Origin of the sequence: Pseudescherichia sp. (assembly GCF_031987975.1) — a bacterium.
In the GTDB taxonomy this organism is placed as follows: Bacteria; Pseudomonadota; Gammaproteobacteria; order Enterobacterales; family Enterobacteriaceae; genus Pseudescherichia.
The window spans coordinates 465055-481304 of record NZ_DALZYX010000002.1 but is presented as its reverse complement, the minus strand read 5'-3'; the positions used below and the strand labels follow the sequence as shown (position 1 = coordinate 481304).

Here is a 16250-nt window from a genome sequence, read left to right as displayed (position 1 = left end):
GATGGTAGTGTGGGGTCTCCCCATGCGAGAGTAGGGAACTGCCAGGCATCAAATTGCAGTTAACCGGGATAAAATATCCGGGTAGTGACAAAGAAATTCGGTGGAGCGGTAGTTCAGTCGGTTAGAATACCTGCCTGTCACGCAGGGGGTCGCGGGTTCGAGTCCCGTCCGTTCCGCCACTTATTTAAGAAGCCGTATCTCTCACGAGATACGGTTTTTTTTTGCCTGCTATTTACAGCACAACCGCCGGCTTCACGGCTGCTGACGCTGTTTCACATACTCACTTAGAAAGTCAACAAAGGCACGAATACGCGTGCTGACCGCTCTGTCACTGTAATAGACCGCGCTAAAAGGCATCTCAACCGGCAGGCGTTTATCCGCCAGCACCTCGACCAGCTCGCCGCTGGCAATCTCATTGTCCGTCATATAGTCAGACAGGCAGGCTATACCGTTACCTGAAAGACAGAGATACTTCAGCGTTTCGCCGCTGTTAGATGAGATACCGCTGTTGATTTCATAGAGTTGACCATCCTCACAGGCTATGGGCCAGGTATTAAGCGACACAGGCTCGGTGAAGCCCAGACATGTGTGATGTTTAAGATCGTCTACGCTCTGCGGCGTACCGTATTTAGCCAGATAGGCAGGGGAGGCGATGATCCTGCGGGAGCTTTTAAACAGCGGGCGGGCGCGCAGGCTGGAGTCTGTCAGCGTACCGACACGTATAGCGACGTCGACTTTACGCTCGATCAGGTTAATAAACGTCTCCGACGAGACTAGCGACAGTGTTACCTCTGGGTAGCGCTCACGAAACGGCTTAATCATCGGCATTAAAAAATGCAGCACAACCGGCGTAGCTGCATCAATACGTAGCAGGCCACGCGGGGTATGCTGATGCTCCATCACCTCGTTTTCTGCTGCCGCCATCTCCTGCAGAATAAGCTGTACGCGCCGGAAATAGCGCTCACCCTCTTCAGTAAGGCTTAGATGGCGCGTGGTGCGGTTAAGCAAGCTCACGCCCAGCTTGGTCTCCAGCTTCTTTACTGCCCGGCTGATAGCCGAATTAGCCTGCCCAAGCTGCTCAGCGGCCCGGCTAAAGCTCCCGCTCTCCACTACGGCGACAAATATAGCCAGCTCTTCTGATGTTGCCTTCATTTTTGCACCTGTAGCAAAATTTTATCCGCATTTTATCGATTATTGTTATTTAACCATGCGTCCACGCCAGGTGTCACTTCCTTCTCAACGCAACTGTTTTTCCGGTCAGCGTTGAAAGTGTGCGCTAAAATCCCTATAACAGAAGGAGTGGATCTGGTATCCAGGGCAGACAGGTTATAGAGGTAAGAAGCCGAAAGTGCGAAAACATACCCATGCCATGCGCTATATCGCGGGACAGCCCGCCGAGCGGATCCTGCCGCCCGGGTCATTCGCGAGTATTGGCCAGGCATCACCCCCAGGCGCGCCGCTGAGCGAGGAAGAGAACATCCGCGTCCTGGTGTGGAACATTTTTAAGCAGCAGCGCGCCGAGTGGCAGTCGGTGCTGCAAAGCTTTGGTAAAGATGCCCACCTCGTGCTGCTGCAGGAGGCACAAACCACGCCTGAGCTTATTCAGTTTGCTACTACCAACTATCTGGCAGCGGATCAGGTCCCGGCGTTTGTGTTGCCTCAGCACCCCTCTGGCGTCATGACGCTGGCATCGGCCCATCCGGTCTACTGCTGTCCGCTGCGCGAGCGTGAGCCGATCCTGCGTCTGGCAAAGTCCGCTCTGGTCACGGTCTATCCTCTGCCTGACGGACGACTGCTAATGGTCGTCAATGTCCACGCGGTTAACTTTAGCCTTGGGGTAGATGTCTACAGTAAGCAGCTGCTGCCTATTGGCGATCAGATCGCCCAGCATAATGGCCCGGTGATCATGGCTGGGGATTTCAATGCCTGGAGCCGCCCGCGAATGAATGCGCTTTATCGCTTCTCACGAGAGATGTCCCTGCGCCAGGTGCGTTTTACGGATGACAACCGCCGCCGGGCGTTTGGTCGCCCGCTCGATTTTATCTTCTATCGTGGTCTCAACGTGAACGAAGCCTCGGTGCTGGTCACGCGCGCCTCCGATCACAACCCGCTACTCGTTGAATTCAGTCCCGGCAAACCTGATAAGTAGTGGTGTGTCAGGTCTGCCGTAGGGCAGGCCTAAATGGGTGCTGCCCTCTTTTCACTTAACTAAAAGGACAGCACAATGGCAGCAAAATCCCATCATGATAATGTCGAAGATCAGTTTGGCTCCCAGGCAAGCGCCTACTTAACCAGCGCCGTGCATGCCGCAGGCCGTGATTTAGAGCGGCTGCGCGAACGCCTTCAATGCTTCCCTCAGGCCCATGTTCTGGACGTCGGCTGCGGGGGAGGGCATGCCAGCTTTACTGCCGCCACAGCGGTAGGAGAGGTGACGGCATACGATCTCTCCAGCGATATGCTGGGCGTCGTGGCTGCCGCGGCAAAAGAGAAAGGCTTGAGCAATATTAATACCCAACAAGGCTATGCGGAGAGCTTGCCTTTCGCTGATGAGACCTTTGATGTCGTAATCAGTCGTTACTCTGCGCACCACTGGCAGGATCTCGGCCAGGCATTACGTGAAATAAAACGCGTTCTGAAGCCTGGCGGAACAGCATTTCTGATGGATGTGATGTCCCCCGGAGAGCCGGTTCGCGATATCTGGTTACAGACGGTTGAAGCCCTGCGCGATACCTCTCACGTCCATAACTACTCAAGCGGTGAGTGGCTGACACAGATTAACGAGGCGGGACTGATAACTTGCGATTTGGTTACCGATCGTCTGGTGCTGGAGTTCTCCTCCTGGATCGCCCGTATGCGAACCCCGGATGCATTGAGCAAGGCGATTCGGCTCTATCAGGAGAGCGCATCACAGGCGATAAAAGCCTACTTTGAGTTGCAGGATGACGGTTCTTTCACCAGCGATACGGTGTTTATTGCTGCGAAAAAACGCTAGGCTACAAAATTGGCAATAAAAAAAGCACCGGGGGAAACGGTGCTTTTTTATATGAAACGGTTCGATTAAGAGTCCGGTGTGGCGCTATTCTTCACAAACAGCGTCAGCTGATCGCCAGGCTGCAGGTTATCCGTATCGTCATTCCAGCGCATAACATCCTTAATATTTACGCCGTAATCTTTAGCAATACTGGAGAGCGAATCGCCTTTACGCACGCGATACTTAACGCTATCGCTGTTGCTGGCAAGACGTTGCGCGCTGCTGCCTGCGCCAATGGTTAGGCTCTGGCCCACTTTCAGTGTTGAACCGCGCAGGCTATTCCACTGCTGGAGATCCTTAGCGGTCACGCCGAGGCGTGAAGCAATACCGGAAAGCGTATCGCCAGAACGTACCTTATAGCTCTTGCTGGTCAGCGGGGTGTTATCTGCCATCAGCGTAGGCTGTACGGCAGCGATCTCACCCGAAGCCAGTGATTCGCGCAGCTGGTCGGCATGCTTCTGCGGCACCATTACGTACTGCGGTCCACCCGAGCCAAGCGTCGAGCCTTTAACGCCCGCGTTGAAGGTCTTCAGCTTGCTTACCGGCATACCGGCCATATCCGCCAGCTGGCTCATGCCAACCGGACTGTTTAGCCGGACACGTGCCAGCGCGCGGCTATCGTCAGGCGTAGGCAGACGCACACCGTAGCGCTTGCTGTTCTTGAGAATATCGCTCAAGGCCAGCATCTTAGGCACGTAAATTTTCGTTTCCTGAGGCAGCGAGAGCGACCAGAAATCGGTAGGTTTACCCCGCGATTTATTCGCTTTCATTGCCTTCATGACACGCCCTTCGCCGCTGTTATAGGCAGCCACCGTCAACAGCCAGTCGCCGTCAAACATGCGGTTAAGACGCTGCATCATGTCGAGTGCGGCAGTGGTAGATGCCACAACGTCACGACGCGCATCGTAAGTGCGAGTCTGTTTCAAACCGTAGTTGCGCCCCGTGCTCGGAATGATCTGCCAAATGCCTGCGGCATTGGCGCCAGACGTCGCGTGCGGGTTAAAAGCGCTCTCCACTATGGGTAGTAGTACCAGTTCCATGGGCATGTTACGTTTCTTAACCTGCCCTGCTATCCAGTACATATACGGCTCTGCCCGTAAAGTTACATCGTGGAGATAGCTCTTGTTTCTTAAATACTTCTGTTTTTGTTCGCGAATCCGGTCGTTTTCCGGAATTCCCATCTTCAGCTCGTCGCTAATGGCAGCCCACAAGTCCTGATCCTGCGCGAGGGATGTTCCATCGTCCATCCACCGCGCCTGACTTGTAAACTTACCTGCTTCCCCTTGACTAGCTGCAGAAAGGCTCTGTGCGTGCTGTTGTACGTTGCCATCGTGATTAGACGCCTGGCAACCCACAAGCAGGACAGAGGCGAGTAAGATCGCTTGTGCCTTCATGTGTGTGAGTCAATAGTTGCTTAAAAGACGAGCAATCATAACGGCGAAGGATCCAGATGACAAGTATGAAATTTCAGAAAGCGTCTTTCTTTGACCTCAACCATGCAAAACGCGTATTAGGCTGTTGCAATTTTGTTTCTTTATCAATAACACTAATCAAATCAGGATCTTCAGTACGGAGAAAAACATTAATACGACGCTCATTTTCCAGCGTAACCGGCAGCGTTGTTTGACTTTTTGTGCGTAACTGCTTCACTTTATTAAGATAATCCTCAATAGCCGGATCGTTGGGCAGAATATGCTGGGCAAACTTCATATTCGCTAATGTGTATTCATGCGCGCAACAAATAACCGTTTCCGGCGGAAGCGCGTTAATTTTCTGAAATGATTGATACATCTGATCCGCTGTTCCTTCGAAAAGTCTGCCACAACCGCCTGAGAACAGCGTGTCGCCGCAAAAAAGGTAAGGAATTGTGTAGTAAGAAACATGACCGAGAGTATGACCCGGCGTTGCAAAAACAGAAAATTCGTAGCCCAAAAGAATGAGCTTATCGCCCTCGACTACGCATTTCGTTGCCCCTTTATCTTGTGTCTCTTCTGGGCCATATACCACTACGTCCGGGAACCGCTGGCGTAGTTCTTTCACGCCGCCAACGTGATCGTGGTGGTGATGGGTGAGCAGGATCGCCTGTGGCTGCCACTGGTTTTCTTCGATAGCATGAAGCACCGGAGCCGCTTCGCCCGGATCGACAATCACACAGTGACCTTGGTCATTGCTTAACACCCAGATGTAGTTATCCTGAAATGCGGGAATACTGTTAAGATTCATATAATACCTCTCAAAGCGTAGCGGAAGGTTGTGATGAAACCGGCAAGGATACCTCGAACGTTCTCAGCACCTGCCCACTGGGCTGATTTTTCCCGTGGCGAATACTACCGCGAGGCGCTGGAGCAGCAGCTAAAGCCCTGGTTCGCAAAAATCTACGGATTTCACCTGCTTAAGATTGGCAATCTCAGCGCGGAAATCAATGCCGAAAGCTGCGCTATCTCGCATCAGGTTAACGTCTCGCTGCAGGGCGAGCCTGCACAGGTCAGGGCCGATCCACTGCATCTTCCCTTCGAAAATAAATCCGTGGATGCTTGTCTGCTGGCTCATACGCTTAGCTGGTGCCAGGATCCGCATCGCCTGTTAAATGAAGCTGACCGCGTGTTGATTGATGATGGCTGGCTGATACTGAGCGGGTTTAATCCCGTTAGCCTGCTTGGATTGCGTAAGGCGCTGCCTATCAAACGTCGGTCAGCGGTCTACCGCAGCCGGATGTTCACTATGATGCGCCAGCTCGACTGGCTGTCGCTGCTCAACTTTGAGGTGGTGCACCACAGCGGTTTTCAGGTGCTGCCCTGGACCCGACAGGGAGGTAAAGTGCTCAGCACCCATCTGCCCGCGCTGGGCTGTATGCAGCTTATCGTCGCCCGCAAGCGCACCATCCCTCTGACGCTCAATCCAGCGAAGCAGAGCAAGGCGAAAGCGCGCGTGCCCCAGGCGGTGGGTGCTACGCGGCAGTATCGTAAACCCTGATTAGCTCTCTGGCTGGTAACCGACATCTTCCTGAGTGGGATTCATCGCTGCACTGCGGGCCAGCTCGTCGCAGCGTTCGTTTTCCGGATGACCCGCGTGGCCTTTAACCCACTCCCAGCGGATCTGATGCTGGCTGAGCGCCGCATCCAGTCGCTTCCAGAGATCGACATTCTTTACCGGTTTCTTCTCGGCCGTTTTCCAGCCGCGCTTTTTCCAGTTGTGGATCCACTGGGTGATCCCCTGACGGACGTACTGGCTGTCGGTGCTCAGCACCACTTCACAGTGCTCTTTCAGCGCCTCAAACGCGACGATGGCCGCCATCAGCTCCATCCGATTGTTGGTCGTGAGGCGATATCCTTCGCTGAAGGTTCTTTCATGCTGCCGATAGCGTAAAATAGCGCCGTAGCCGCCTGGTCCTGGGTTACCTAAGCAAGATCCATCGGTGAAAATTTCTACCTGTTTGAGCATCTCTGGTAGACTTCCTGTAGTTGAAATCGACGTAAAACGACAAGTCTGACATAAATGACCGCTATGAGCACTGCAATTACACGACAGATCGTCCTTGATACGGAAACCACCGGTATGAACCAGATCGGTGCCCACTATGAAGGACATAAGATTATTGAAATCGGCGCGGTAGAGGTGATCAACCGTCGTCTGACCGGCAATAACTTCCACGTCTACCTTAAGCCGGATCGGCTGGTGGATCCGGAAGCCTTTGGCGTGCACGGGATTGCAGATGAGTTTTTGCTGGATAAGCCGCTCTTCAGCGACGTGGCCGATGAGTTTATCGACTATATTCGCGGCGCTGAGCTGGTGATCCATAACGCATCGTTTGATATCGGCTTTATGGACTATGAGTTCAGCAAGCTGAACCGGGGCATTCCTAAAACGGACACCTTCTGTAAGGTGACCGATAGCCTGGCAATGGCCAGGAAGATGTTCCCCGGCAAGCGCAACAGTCTTGATGCGCTCTGCTCACGCTATGAGATCGATAACAGCAAGCGAACGCTGCACGGCGCACTGCTTGATGCCCAGATCCTCGCCGACGTCTTCTTAATGATGACGGGCGGGCAGACCTCAATGGCCTTCTCCGTTGAGGGAGAAAACCAGCAGGCGCAGGGCGAAGCCACCATTCAGCGCGTTGCGCGCCGGGCTAATTCGCTGCGTGTGGTGTTAGCCAGTGATGAAGAGGTGATGGCCCATGAGTCGCGTCTTGACCTGGTGCAAAAGAAAGGTGGATCCTGCTTGTGGCGGGGCTGAAACGCTTTGTTTTGTAGATAAAAACAGCTCGCGGGCGATTTTTGCAGCAAACAGATCAAAAGCAGTGAAAAAGCGTTGACGGCGTGCGTGGCAGTACGTAATATTCGCCTCGTTCCCAAGGGAACAGTGGAGCGGTAGTTCAGTCGGTTAGAATACCTGCCTGTCACGCAGGGGGTCGCGGGTTCGAGTCCCGTCCGTTCCGCCACTATTCAGAAGGCCTGAATCAGCAATGATTCAGGCCTTCGTCGTTTTCGCTTTTCAAACGGGCAGCTGTGTACCCGTTAGTGACATCACTTCTCTAGCGTAAAGGCGTCGGCATCCTGCCAGGCCGGGAATTTTTCGCGATACTCTTTTAATGCGGTGAGTGACAGCTCGGCATCGATACGTGTAGCCTGGTGCGGCTCGGCGGTAGCGAGAATTTCTCCCTGCGGGCTGACAATCCGGCTATCGCCGCGGTAGTGATGTCCGTTGCCATCGGTGCCGACGCGGTTGCAGCCCGCGACATAGGCCTGGTTCTCAATAGCCCGCGCTACCAGCAGCGCCTGCCAGTGCAGCGAACGCGGGGCAGGCCAGTTGGCTACGTACAGCGCCAGGTCGTAGTCATTGCGGTTGCGCGACCAGACCGGGAAGCGCAGGTCATAGCAGACCAGGGGCAGAATGCGCCAGCCTCGCCACTCAAAGACCACGCGCTCGGTGCCAGCCTCGTAGTGGTGATGCTCATCAGCCATGCGGAACAGGTGGCGCTTATCGTAGCTATGCACCTTGCCCTCCGGCTCGACCAGCAGGAAACGGTTTACCGCTCCGCGATCGCTCTGCAGCGCCGCGCTACCCGCAACCAGGGCATTCGTCTGCTGCGCTTTGGCCTGCATCCAGGCGATAACATCACTCTGCGGCAGCGACTGCTGTGCCGCCTGCATAGCAAAACCCGTCGTGAACATCTCCGGCAGAACGATAACGTCGCGCCCGATAATATTTTCCAGTTGGCGATCGAAGTGCCGCAGGTTAGCTGGACCATCCATCCACACCAGCGGCTGTTGCAACAGCGTAATTTTCAAACCAGGCACGATGAGTCTCCCCATTTTTATAGCGTTCAAACACTCTACCACGGCAAAACGCGATTGTGTGGCAATAAAAAACCCTGCCCGGGGGCAGGGTCAATAGCAACACAGGAAACGTTACGCAGCTTCGATTTTACGCACTTTTTCCGGCAGGGCAGGGAGCAGGGGCTTGACCGGTTGGGTCGCCAGCGCGTCTGCCTCGAAGTCATCAACGTTGATGCTGCGCAGTCGGCTCTCCTCGGCTTTGATCAGGATCCGCGCTTCGTCATAGTCGATAATTCCCTGGGCCAGCGCGTCGTTGGCCAGCGTATCCAGACGGGTAAAGGGCAGATTCTTACCGATCTCTTTACAGATGCGCTGGTGAATCGGATCCGCAGCGATCACGTCCAGCAGGGCGTCTTCCAGCAGGCCAACCGGGTTATGCTCGCTGGCGGTCAGATACTGACCGCGACCAATGCGGGAGCGAGTGGCACTCGGCGTTTGCAGGATCTTCGCCACAGCATGGTCCAGCTTATCCGACGGGGCAAGGTAGTGACGCCCGGTAGGGAAGATGGTCGCGCGCAGCAGGGCGGCAACGCCGCGGTTCGGGAAGTTGGCCAGCAGGTCGTCCATCGCCTGCTCTGCCTTATAGATCGCATCCTGCACGCCCCAGTGGACCAGCGGCAGATCGGCTTCGTGGCGGCCCTCGTCGTCGTAGCGTTTCAGCGTCGCGCTGGCGAGGAAAATCTGACTCAGAATATCCCCCAGCCGCGCCGAGATACGTTCGCGACGTTTCAGGCTGCCGCCCAGCACCGCCATCGAGACATCTGACAGCATCGCCAGGTTGGCGCTCAGACGGTTAAGGTGCTGGTAGTAGCGGCGGGTCGCATCCCCGGTTGGCGTGCTGCTGGTCAGGCCGCGAGTCAGGCCAAGCCAGAAGCTACGTACCGTGTTGCTACCCACGTGGCCGATGTGTTTAAACAGCAGCTTGTCGAAGGCGTTAAGATCGTTGCTCTGGGCAGCAGCCATCTCATCCAGCACATAAGGATGGCAGCGGATTGCGCCCTGACCGAAGATCATCATGCTACGGGTGAGAATGTTCGCCCCTTCAACGGTGATGGCGATCGGCGCGCCCTGATAAACGCGGGCCAGGAAGTTACTCTCGCCGAGCATAATGCCTTTCCCGCCGGCGATATCCATAGCATCAATAATTGATTGCTGACCGCGGTGGGTACAGTGATATTTGACGATGGCAGAGAGCACCGCCGGTTTTTCCCCAAGCACGATGGCGTAAGTAATCAGCGATGCGGCAGCATCCATCACGTAGGCGTTACCGGCAATGCGCGCCAGCGGCTCTTCAATCCCCTCCATCTTACCGATGGCGATGCGGAACTGACGGCGAATATGCGCGTAAGCGCCGATGCCCATTGCCGCGGACTTCAGACCACCGGTAGAGTTGGACGGCAGAGTAATGCCGCGACCCACCGACAGACACTCCACCAGCATCCGCCAGCCCTGACCGGCCATTTTCGGTCCGCCGATGATGTAGTCAATCGGCACAAAGATATCCTGACCGCGGGTCGGGCCGTTCTGGAACGGAACGTTAAGCGGGAAGTGGCGACGGCCAATCTCTACGCCGGGCGTGCTGGTGGGGATCAGGGCGCAGGTGATGCCCAGATCTTCATCGCCGCCCAGCAGTTTTTCCGGGTCGGAGAGCTTAAAGGCCAGGCCCAGCACGGTAGCGATGGGGGCCAGCGTAATGTAGCGTTTGTTCCAGGTCAGGCGCATACCGAGCACCTGCTCACCCTGCCATTCGCCCATACAGACCACACCGGTATCCGGGATCGCACCGGCATCGGAACCCGCTTCCGGGCTGGTCAGGGCAAAGCAGGGGATCTCTTCCCCACGGGCCAGACGCGGCAGGTAGTGGTTTTTCTGCTCTTCGGTGCCGTAATGTTGCAGCAGCTCGCCCGGGCCTAAGGAGTTAGGCACGCCGACGGTGATCGCCAGAATACCGGAGACGCCGGAGAGCTTCTGCAGCACGCGAGACTGGGCGTAGGCGGAGAACTCGAGGCCGCCGTACTCTTTTTTAATGATCATCGCAAAGAAGCGGTGCTCTTTCAGGTACGCCCACAGCTCGGGCGGCAGGTCGGCCATCTCGTGGGTGATCTGAAAATCATTTGCCATGCGGCAGGCCTCTTCTACCGGCCCGTCGATAAACGCCTGCTCTTCAGCGGTCAGACGTGGCTGTGGATAGCTATGCAGCTTTTTCCAGTCCGGATTGCCACGGAACAGATCGCCTTCCCACCATGTGGTCCCTGCGTCGATCGCCTCTTTCTCGGTGCGTGACATGGGCGGCATCACCTTGCGGAAGCCGCGAAACACCGGGGCAGAGATCATCGATTTACGCATCGCGGGCAGGTTAAACGGCACCAGCATAATTGCCAGCGGCACCAGCACCCAGACGGACCACAGGCCGGAAACGCCAAGCGCGGCGGTCCAGGCCAGCAAAATCAGGCTACTCAAAAACAGGCTAACGCGATGGTAGAACAGCGCGCCAATCAATACGACTGTTGCGATAAGACTCAAAATCATCATAAACAATTGCTCCCTGGCTTGTAGGAGGTCTGACCACTTGTGATGTTATTGTTGTAGTGGATGACACTATATTTAGCAATGTGTTTACAAAGTAATTACAACCTGGTTCACATTGTTGAGGGTGATGACGGCACGGATACCTAAAACGCCCGGTGATAAGTATGGCTTTAGCTTCTCGCGTGTGGTGCTATCCGGTAAACTGCGCTCGTAAAATTCATCTATTCTGAAGGACATCTTATGTACCAGGATCTGATTCGTAACGAACTGAATGAAGCGGCGGAGACGCTGGCTAATTTTCTGCAGGATGACGCCAACATTCACGCCATCCAGCGCGCAGCAGTGCTGCTGGCGGACAGCTTCAAAGCTGGCGGCAAAGTGCTCTCCTGCGGCAACGGCGGTTCACACTGTGATGCGATGCATTTTGCTGAAGAGCTGACCGGTCGCTACCGTGAGAACCGTCCGGGCTACCCGGCTATCGCTATCTCTGACGTTAGCCACATCTCCTGCGTCGGCAACGATTTTGGCTACGACTACATCTTCTCCCGCTACGTGGAAGCGGTAGGCCGCGAGGGCGACGTGCTGCTGGGCATCTCCACTTCCGGCAACTCCGGCAACGTGATCAAAGCGATTGAAGCCGCACGTGCTAAAGGCATGAAGGTGATTACCCTAACCGGTAAAGACGGCGGCAAAATGGCTGGCAGCGCTGATATTGAGATCCGCGTTCCGCATTTTGGCTATGCCGATCGTATTCAGGAAATTCATATCAAAGTGATCCACATCTTGATTCAGCTGATTGAAAAAGAGATGGTTAAAGCTTAAGACGTCGTACGGGGGCACGGCCCCCGATGAGCTGTGGAGGTGTTGTATGTGCGAACTGCTCGGGATGAGCGCCAATGTGCCTACGGATATTTGCTTTAGTTTTACCGGGCTGGTTCAGCGCGGTGGAGGAACCGGGCCACATAAAGACGGCTGGGGTATCACCTTTTACGAAGGCAAAGGCTGTCGCACGTTCAAAGATCCGCAGCCCAGCTACAACTCACCGATAGCGAAACTGGTTCAGGATTACCCGATCAAATCCTGCTCGGTAGTGGCGCATATTCGCCAGGCTAATCGGGGAGAAGTATCGCTGGAGAATACGCATCCCTTCACCCGCGAGCTGTGGGGACGCAACTGGACCTACGCCCATAACGGCCAGCTGACAGGCTACAAATCGCTGGAGACCGGCAATTTCCGTCCGGTTGGCGAGACCGACAGCGAGAAGGCGTTTTGCTGGCTTCTGCATAAGCTCACCGCACGCTATCCGCGCACGCCGGGCAATATGGCGGCGGTGTTTAAGTACATTGCGACGCTGGCAGGGGAGCTGCGTGAGAAGGGCGTGTTCAACATGCTGCTGTCGGATGGGCGCTATGTGATGGCGTTCTGCTCGACCAACCTGTTCTGGATCACCCGCCGCGCGCCGTTTGGCGTGGCCAAGCTGCTGGACCAGGACGTTGAGATCGACTTCCAAAAAGAGACCACGCCTAATGACGTGGTCTCGGTGATCGCTACCCAGCCGCTTACCGGCAATGAAACCTGGCACAAAATCATGCCAGGGGAGTGGGTGCTATTTTGCCTCGGGGAGCGTGTAGTTTGATGCCAGCTGAGGCTGGATCGCGCCGTTGCTCTTAAGCGGCTTGCTCACCACGTAACGCCCGTTCACCACCGAGACCACCGGCGGCTGGTGAAGGGTATTGAAGTAGTCATAGCCGGGCTTCAGCTGATTCCAGAAGTCTGCATAGTACGAGTTCTTATGGCGCGCCATGTTGGCGTCGGTCATGCGGAACGGATAGATGCTAACCTGCACGCCCGGCTGACCAAAGACCAGCGCACCGGTCACAAACTGGAAGATCTCATCGATGCCGGAGTCGGTCATGGCGTAGCAGCCCACCGAGACGCATGCGCCGTGGATCATCAGATACTTACCTTCATAGCCGTGCGAGCGATCGTAGGCGTTAGGGAAGCCGATGTTGATCGCCTTATAGAACCGGCTGTCCGGTTTAAGCTGGCTGCGCTGAACGGTATAGAACCCTTCCGGGCTTTTGAAGTCGCCCTGGCGCTGTTTCGGACCGAGACCGCCGGAGTAGTTACAGATCCTGTAGCTATCCATCAGCTGATACTGCTCGCCCATCTTGACGTACAGCTCAAGCGTGCGCTCTTCCTTGAAGATCTGGATATAGACCGGGGAACCCATTAACTGCTGCTTATATTCTTTACTCACGGGCGTTGTTGAGCTATTGCTGCTGAGCAGGCCGGCAAACGAGACGCACGGTATTGTAAGCATCGCAATGAATAATGCGATTATGCGCATACTACTTGTTCCTTGATAAAGCGGTTACCACATTGCCAGGACGGCAAAAGAGACCCGAAATCAGACTAATCTGGATTAGGAGCGCTCACATTAGCACCCCGGTATTTTTTCGCAAGCCCGCCAGGCGGAGTTTACAAATTGTTTTGCTCAGGCCCCATCATACCGATATCAGCGGCCGTTGGCTAAGCTTCTGCATAAGCGATACTTCTCATTTGATCAACAAAGGCTGTATACTTATCCAGTGAGGGCAGAGACTTTCCAGGCAAAATAAGCAGATGCGAAAAATAATACACGTTGATATGGACTGTTTTTTCGCAGCGGTGGAGATGCGTGATAATCCTGCCCTGCGAGATATTCCTATCGCCATCGGTGGCAGCCGGGAGCGGCGGGGCGTAATCAGCACCGCTAACTACCCGGCGCGCAAGTTTGGCGTACGCAGCGCTATGCCTACTGGAATGGCGCTCAAGCTCTGCCCCCATCTTACCCTGCTGCCGGGTCGTTTCGATGCCTACAAAGCCGCCTCACGGCATATACAGGAGATCTTCTCCCGCTACACGTCGCGCATTGAACCCCTCTCGCTGGATGAAGCTTTTCTCGATGTGACCGACAGCGTGCACTGCCACGGCTCCGCGACCCTGATAGCGCAGGAGATCCGCCAGACAATCTTTAACGAGCTGCAGCTCACCGCCTCGGCGGGTATTGCGCCGGTGAAATTTCTGGCAAAGATCGCCTCGGATCTCAACAAGCCCAACGGCCAGTACGTCATTACCCCGGATGAGGTCCCGACGTTCCTCAAAACGCTACCGCTGTCAAAAATTCCGGGCGTTGGTAAAGTCTCGGCTGGCAAGCTGGAGAGTCTCGGCCTGCGCACCTGTGAGGACGTACAGAAGAGCGATCTCGCCATGCTCCTGAAGCGCTTTGGCAAGTTTGGCCGGGTGCTGTGGGAGCGCAGCCAGGGGATCGACGAGCGGGAGATCACCGGCGAGAGGCTACGCAAATCGGTGGGCGTGGAGCGTACTCTGGCAGAGGATATTCACGAGTGGGAGGAGTGCGTGGCGATCATCGAGCGCCTCTACCCGGAGCTGGAGCGGCGACTGGCGGTGGTTAAGCCGGATCTGCTCATCGCCCGTCAGGGGGTAAAGCTAAAGTTTAACGATTTTCAGCAGACCACCCAGGAGCACGTCTGGCCGCAGCTGAATAAAGAGGATCTGATCGCCACCGCGCGCAATGTGTGGGACGAGCGCCGGGGAGATCGCGGCGTGCGGCTGGTGGGGCTGCATGTGACGCTGCTCGATCCGCAGCTTGAAAGACAGTTAGTGCTGGGGCTGTAAAAAAGCCCGGTGGCGGCTTCGCCTTACCGGGCATTACTCAACTTACTTCGCCGGAATGGCTTTAAGCAGCTCGGTCAGCAGGGTCCAGTACTGGCCCACGCTCTCGATGTGAACCTGCTCATCCGGGGAGTGCGGACCGGTGATGGTTGGCCCGATAGAGACCATATCCATATCCGGGTAAGGCTTTTTAAACAGGCCACACTCGAGACCGGCGTGGATCACCTGGATGTTCGGCGTTTTGTCGAACAGGCGCTGATAGGTTTCACGTACCAGCTGCATTACCGGGGATTTCGCATCCGGCTGCCAGCCTGGGTAGCTACCTTTTGCCGAGGTCTGTGCGCCCGCCAGCGTGCCTAACGACTCCAGCATGCTGACCACGTACTCTTTACCGCTGTCGATCAGGGAACGGATCAGGCAGATGATCTCTGCGCTGTCGTCTTCCATAGTGACCACGCCCACGTTAAGGGAGGTTTCGACCACGCCTTTCGCTACGTCAGAGTTACGGATCACGCCGTTCGGGGTGGCGTTCAGCAGCTGCACGAAGGCGTCACGGGAAGCGGTCGTCAGCGCGGCTTTATCAGAGGCAACGCTCTCCAGCTGCACGGTCAGGTTCTTCTCTTTGATCGCCAGCTCGTTGCTGAGGATAGCCTGGTACGCCTCCGCCAGCGCCTTCAGCTGTTCAGCTTTGTCTGCTGCTACCGCAACGGTAGCGAAGGCTTCGCGCGGAATGGCGTTACGCAGCGTGCCGCCGTTAAAGTCCAGCAGGCGCAGATCCAGCTCGGCAGCGTGACCGGCCAGGAAACGCGCCAACAGCTTGTTGGCGTTGCCAAGACCGAGGTGAATATCGCCGCCGGAGTGACCGCCTTTCAGGCCCTTCAGGGTCAGGCGGAAGGTCTCAAAGCCAGCGGGAACGGCTTCGCGGGAGAGGGCCAGGGTGGAGATAAAGTCGATGCCACCGGCGCAGCCCATGTAGATCTCACCCTCTTCTTCAGAGTCGGTGTTGATCAGGATGTCGGCCTGTAACCAGCCAGCCTGCAGACCAAACGCGCCGTCCATCCCAGCCTCTTCGGTCATGGTCAGCAGCACTTCCAGCGGGCCGTGGGCCACGGTGTCATCAGCCAGCACGGCCAGCGCAGAGGCCATACCGATACCGTTATCCGCGCCCAGGGTGGTGCCACGGGCTTTCACCCACTCGCCATCAATGTAGGGCTGAATCGGATCGACGGTGAAGTCGTGCACGGTATCGTGGTTTTTCTGCGGCACCATATCCAGGTGCGCCTGTAATACGACCGGCTTGCGGTTTTCCATACCGGCGGTGGCAGGCTTGCGAATCAGGATGTTGCCAACCTGGTCGCGCTCGGCGTGAAAGCCTTTCTCTTTCGCCCAACCCATAACGTGTTCAGCGAGCTGTTCTTCATGATAGGAAGGATGGGGAATAGAGCAGATTTTGGCAAAAATATCCCACAGCGGCTGGGGGGATAGTTGAGACAGTTCAGACATAATGATTCTCCATGTCAATGGCCTGCAAAAAAGTGGGGCAGGGCACAGGATTAGCGATAACAGAGCATCACGCGCGATGCGGGTGAGATAAATGCAGAATACCACTTTATTGCTTGTCTGAGTGTGACACATGTAAAAAGCGCAGGGCGGGCCGCGTAACACTGGTTTTT

At 55.8% G+C, this 16250-nt stretch carries 15 protein-coding genes and 2 tRNA genes; 9 read left to right on the top strand and 8 right to left on the bottom strand.

Translation table 11 applies throughout. The features are described from left to right. The first annotated feature begins 102 nt into the window (after positions 1-102). Positions 103-179, top strand: a tRNA-Asp gene (locus RTN40_RS05825). Positions 180-252: 73 nt separating this feature from the next. Here RTN40_RS05825 and yafC read toward each other — a convergent pair. Continuing rightward, on the bottom strand, positions 253-1152 hold the full coding sequence (gene yafC, locus RTN40_RS05820; protein WP_312227629.1) for a DNA-binding transcriptional regulator YafC: 900 nt from the start codon (positions 1150-1152) through the stop codon (positions 253-255). Between the two features lie 196 nt (positions 1153-1348). Between yafC and RTN40_RS05815 the strand changes: the two genes are divergently transcribed. Together RTN40_RS05815 and RTN40_RS05810 are read left to right on the top strand one after the other, a co-directional pair. Continuing rightward, positions 1349-2149 (top strand): endonuclease/exonuclease/phosphatase family protein, encoded by an 801-nt coding sequence (locus tag RTN40_RS05815; RefSeq protein WP_312227628.1) that lies wholly within the window; start codon positions 1349-1351, stop codon positions 2147-2149. A gap of 75 nt (positions 2150-2224) precedes the next feature. Beyond that, complete coding sequence (locus RTN40_RS05810) at positions 2225-2992, top strand: class I SAM-dependent methyltransferase (RefSeq protein ID WP_312227627.1); 768 nt, start codon at positions 2225-2227, stop codon at positions 2990-2992. Between the two features lie 65 nt (positions 2993-3057). Here RTN40_RS05810 and mltD read toward each other — a convergent pair whose 3' ends face one another. Both mltD and gloB read right to left on the bottom strand, forming a co-directional pair. Beyond that, positions 3058-4425: a murein transglycosylase D gene (gene mltD, locus RTN40_RS05805; protein ID WP_312227626.1), complete on the bottom strand. Its 1368-nt coding sequence runs from the start codon at positions 4423-4425 to the stop codon at positions 3058-3060. 73 nt (positions 4426-4498) lie between these two features. Further along, positions 4499-5254 carry a hydroxyacylglutathione hydrolase gene (gene gloB / locus RTN40_RS05800; protein ID WP_312227625.1) on the bottom strand — a complete coding sequence of 252 codons (756 nt, stop codon included), beginning with the start codon at positions 5252-5254 and terminating at the stop codon, positions 4499-4501. 33 nt (positions 5255-5287) lie between these two features. On the opposite strand from gloB, the gene RTN40_RS05795 reads away from it, so the two are divergent. Then, positions 5288-6004, top strand: coding sequence for a class I SAM-dependent methyltransferase (locus tag RTN40_RS05795; RefSeq protein ID WP_312227624.1), 717 nt, complete (start codon positions 5288-5290; stop codon positions 6002-6004). Here the strand turns inward: RTN40_RS05795 and rnhA are convergent, their stop codons facing one another. Further along, positions 6005-6472, bottom strand: a complete 468-nt coding sequence (gene rnhA, locus RTN40_RS05790) for a ribonuclease HI (protein ID WP_312227623.1) — start codon at positions 6470-6472, stop codon at positions 6005-6007. It abuts the gene before it with no gap. A 63-nt stretch (positions 6473-6535) separates the two neighbouring features. Between rnhA and dnaQ the strand changes: the two genes are divergently transcribed. Both dnaQ and RTN40_RS05780 read left to right on the top strand, forming a co-directional pair. Beyond that, on the top strand, positions 6536-7267 hold the full coding sequence (gene dnaQ / locus RTN40_RS05785; protein WP_312227622.1) for a DNA polymerase III subunit epsilon: 732 nt from the start codon (positions 6536-6538) through the stop codon (positions 7265-7267). A gap of 128 nt (positions 7268-7395) precedes the next feature. Continuing rightward, positions 7396-7472, top strand: a tRNA-Asp gene (locus tag RTN40_RS05780). 85 nt (positions 7473-7557) lie between these two features. Here the strand turns inward: RTN40_RS05780 and RTN40_RS05775 are convergent. Further along, positions 7558-8331, bottom strand: coding sequence for an amidohydrolase (locus tag RTN40_RS05775; protein WP_312227621.1), 774 nt, complete (start codon positions 8329-8331; stop codon positions 7558-7560). A 111-nt stretch (positions 8332-8442) separates the two neighbouring features. Beyond that, positions 8443-10902, bottom strand: coding sequence for an acyl-CoA dehydrogenase FadE (gene fadE, locus RTN40_RS05770; protein WP_312227620.1), 2460 nt, complete (start codon positions 10900-10902; stop codon positions 8443-8445). 237 nt (positions 10903-11139) lie between these two features. On the opposite strand from fadE, the gene lpcA reads away from it, so the two are divergent. Continuing rightward, complete coding sequence (gene lpcA, locus RTN40_RS05765; protein WP_312227619.1) at positions 11140-11721, top strand: D-sedoheptulose 7-phosphate isomerase; 582 nt, start codon at positions 11140-11142, stop codon at positions 11719-11721. A 46-nt stretch (positions 11722-11767) separates the two neighbouring features. Further along, a complete protein-coding gene (locus tag RTN40_RS05760) occupies positions 11768-12535 on the top strand; it encodes a class II glutamine amidotransferase (protein ID WP_103821570.1) in 768 nt (255 codons plus the stop codon). On the opposite strand, the gene dpaA is transcribed toward RTN40_RS05760, so the two are convergent. Continuing rightward, on the bottom strand, positions 12506-13249 hold the full coding sequence (gene dpaA / locus RTN40_RS05755) for a peptidoglycan meso-diaminopimelic acid protein amidase (RefSeq protein WP_312227618.1): 744 nt from the start codon (positions 13247-13249) through the stop codon (positions 12506-12508). The two genes, RTN40_RS05760 and dpaA, sit on opposite strands and share 30 nt — an antisense overlap. A 275-nt stretch (positions 13250-13524) precedes the next feature. Between dpaA and dinB the strand changes: the two genes are divergently transcribed. Next, on the top strand, positions 13525-14580 hold the full coding sequence (gene dinB / locus RTN40_RS05750; protein ID WP_312227617.1) for a DNA polymerase IV: 1056 nt from the start codon (positions 13525-13527) through the stop codon (positions 14578-14580). A 42-nt stretch (positions 14581-14622) separates the two neighbouring features. Here dinB and pepD read toward each other — a convergent pair whose 3' ends face one another. After that, a complete protein-coding gene (gene pepD, locus RTN40_RS05745) occupies positions 14623-16080 on the bottom strand; it encodes a cytosol nonspecific dipeptidase (RefSeq protein WP_312227616.1) in 1458 nt (485 codons plus the stop codon). Between the last annotated feature and the right edge of the window lie 170 nt (positions 16081-16250).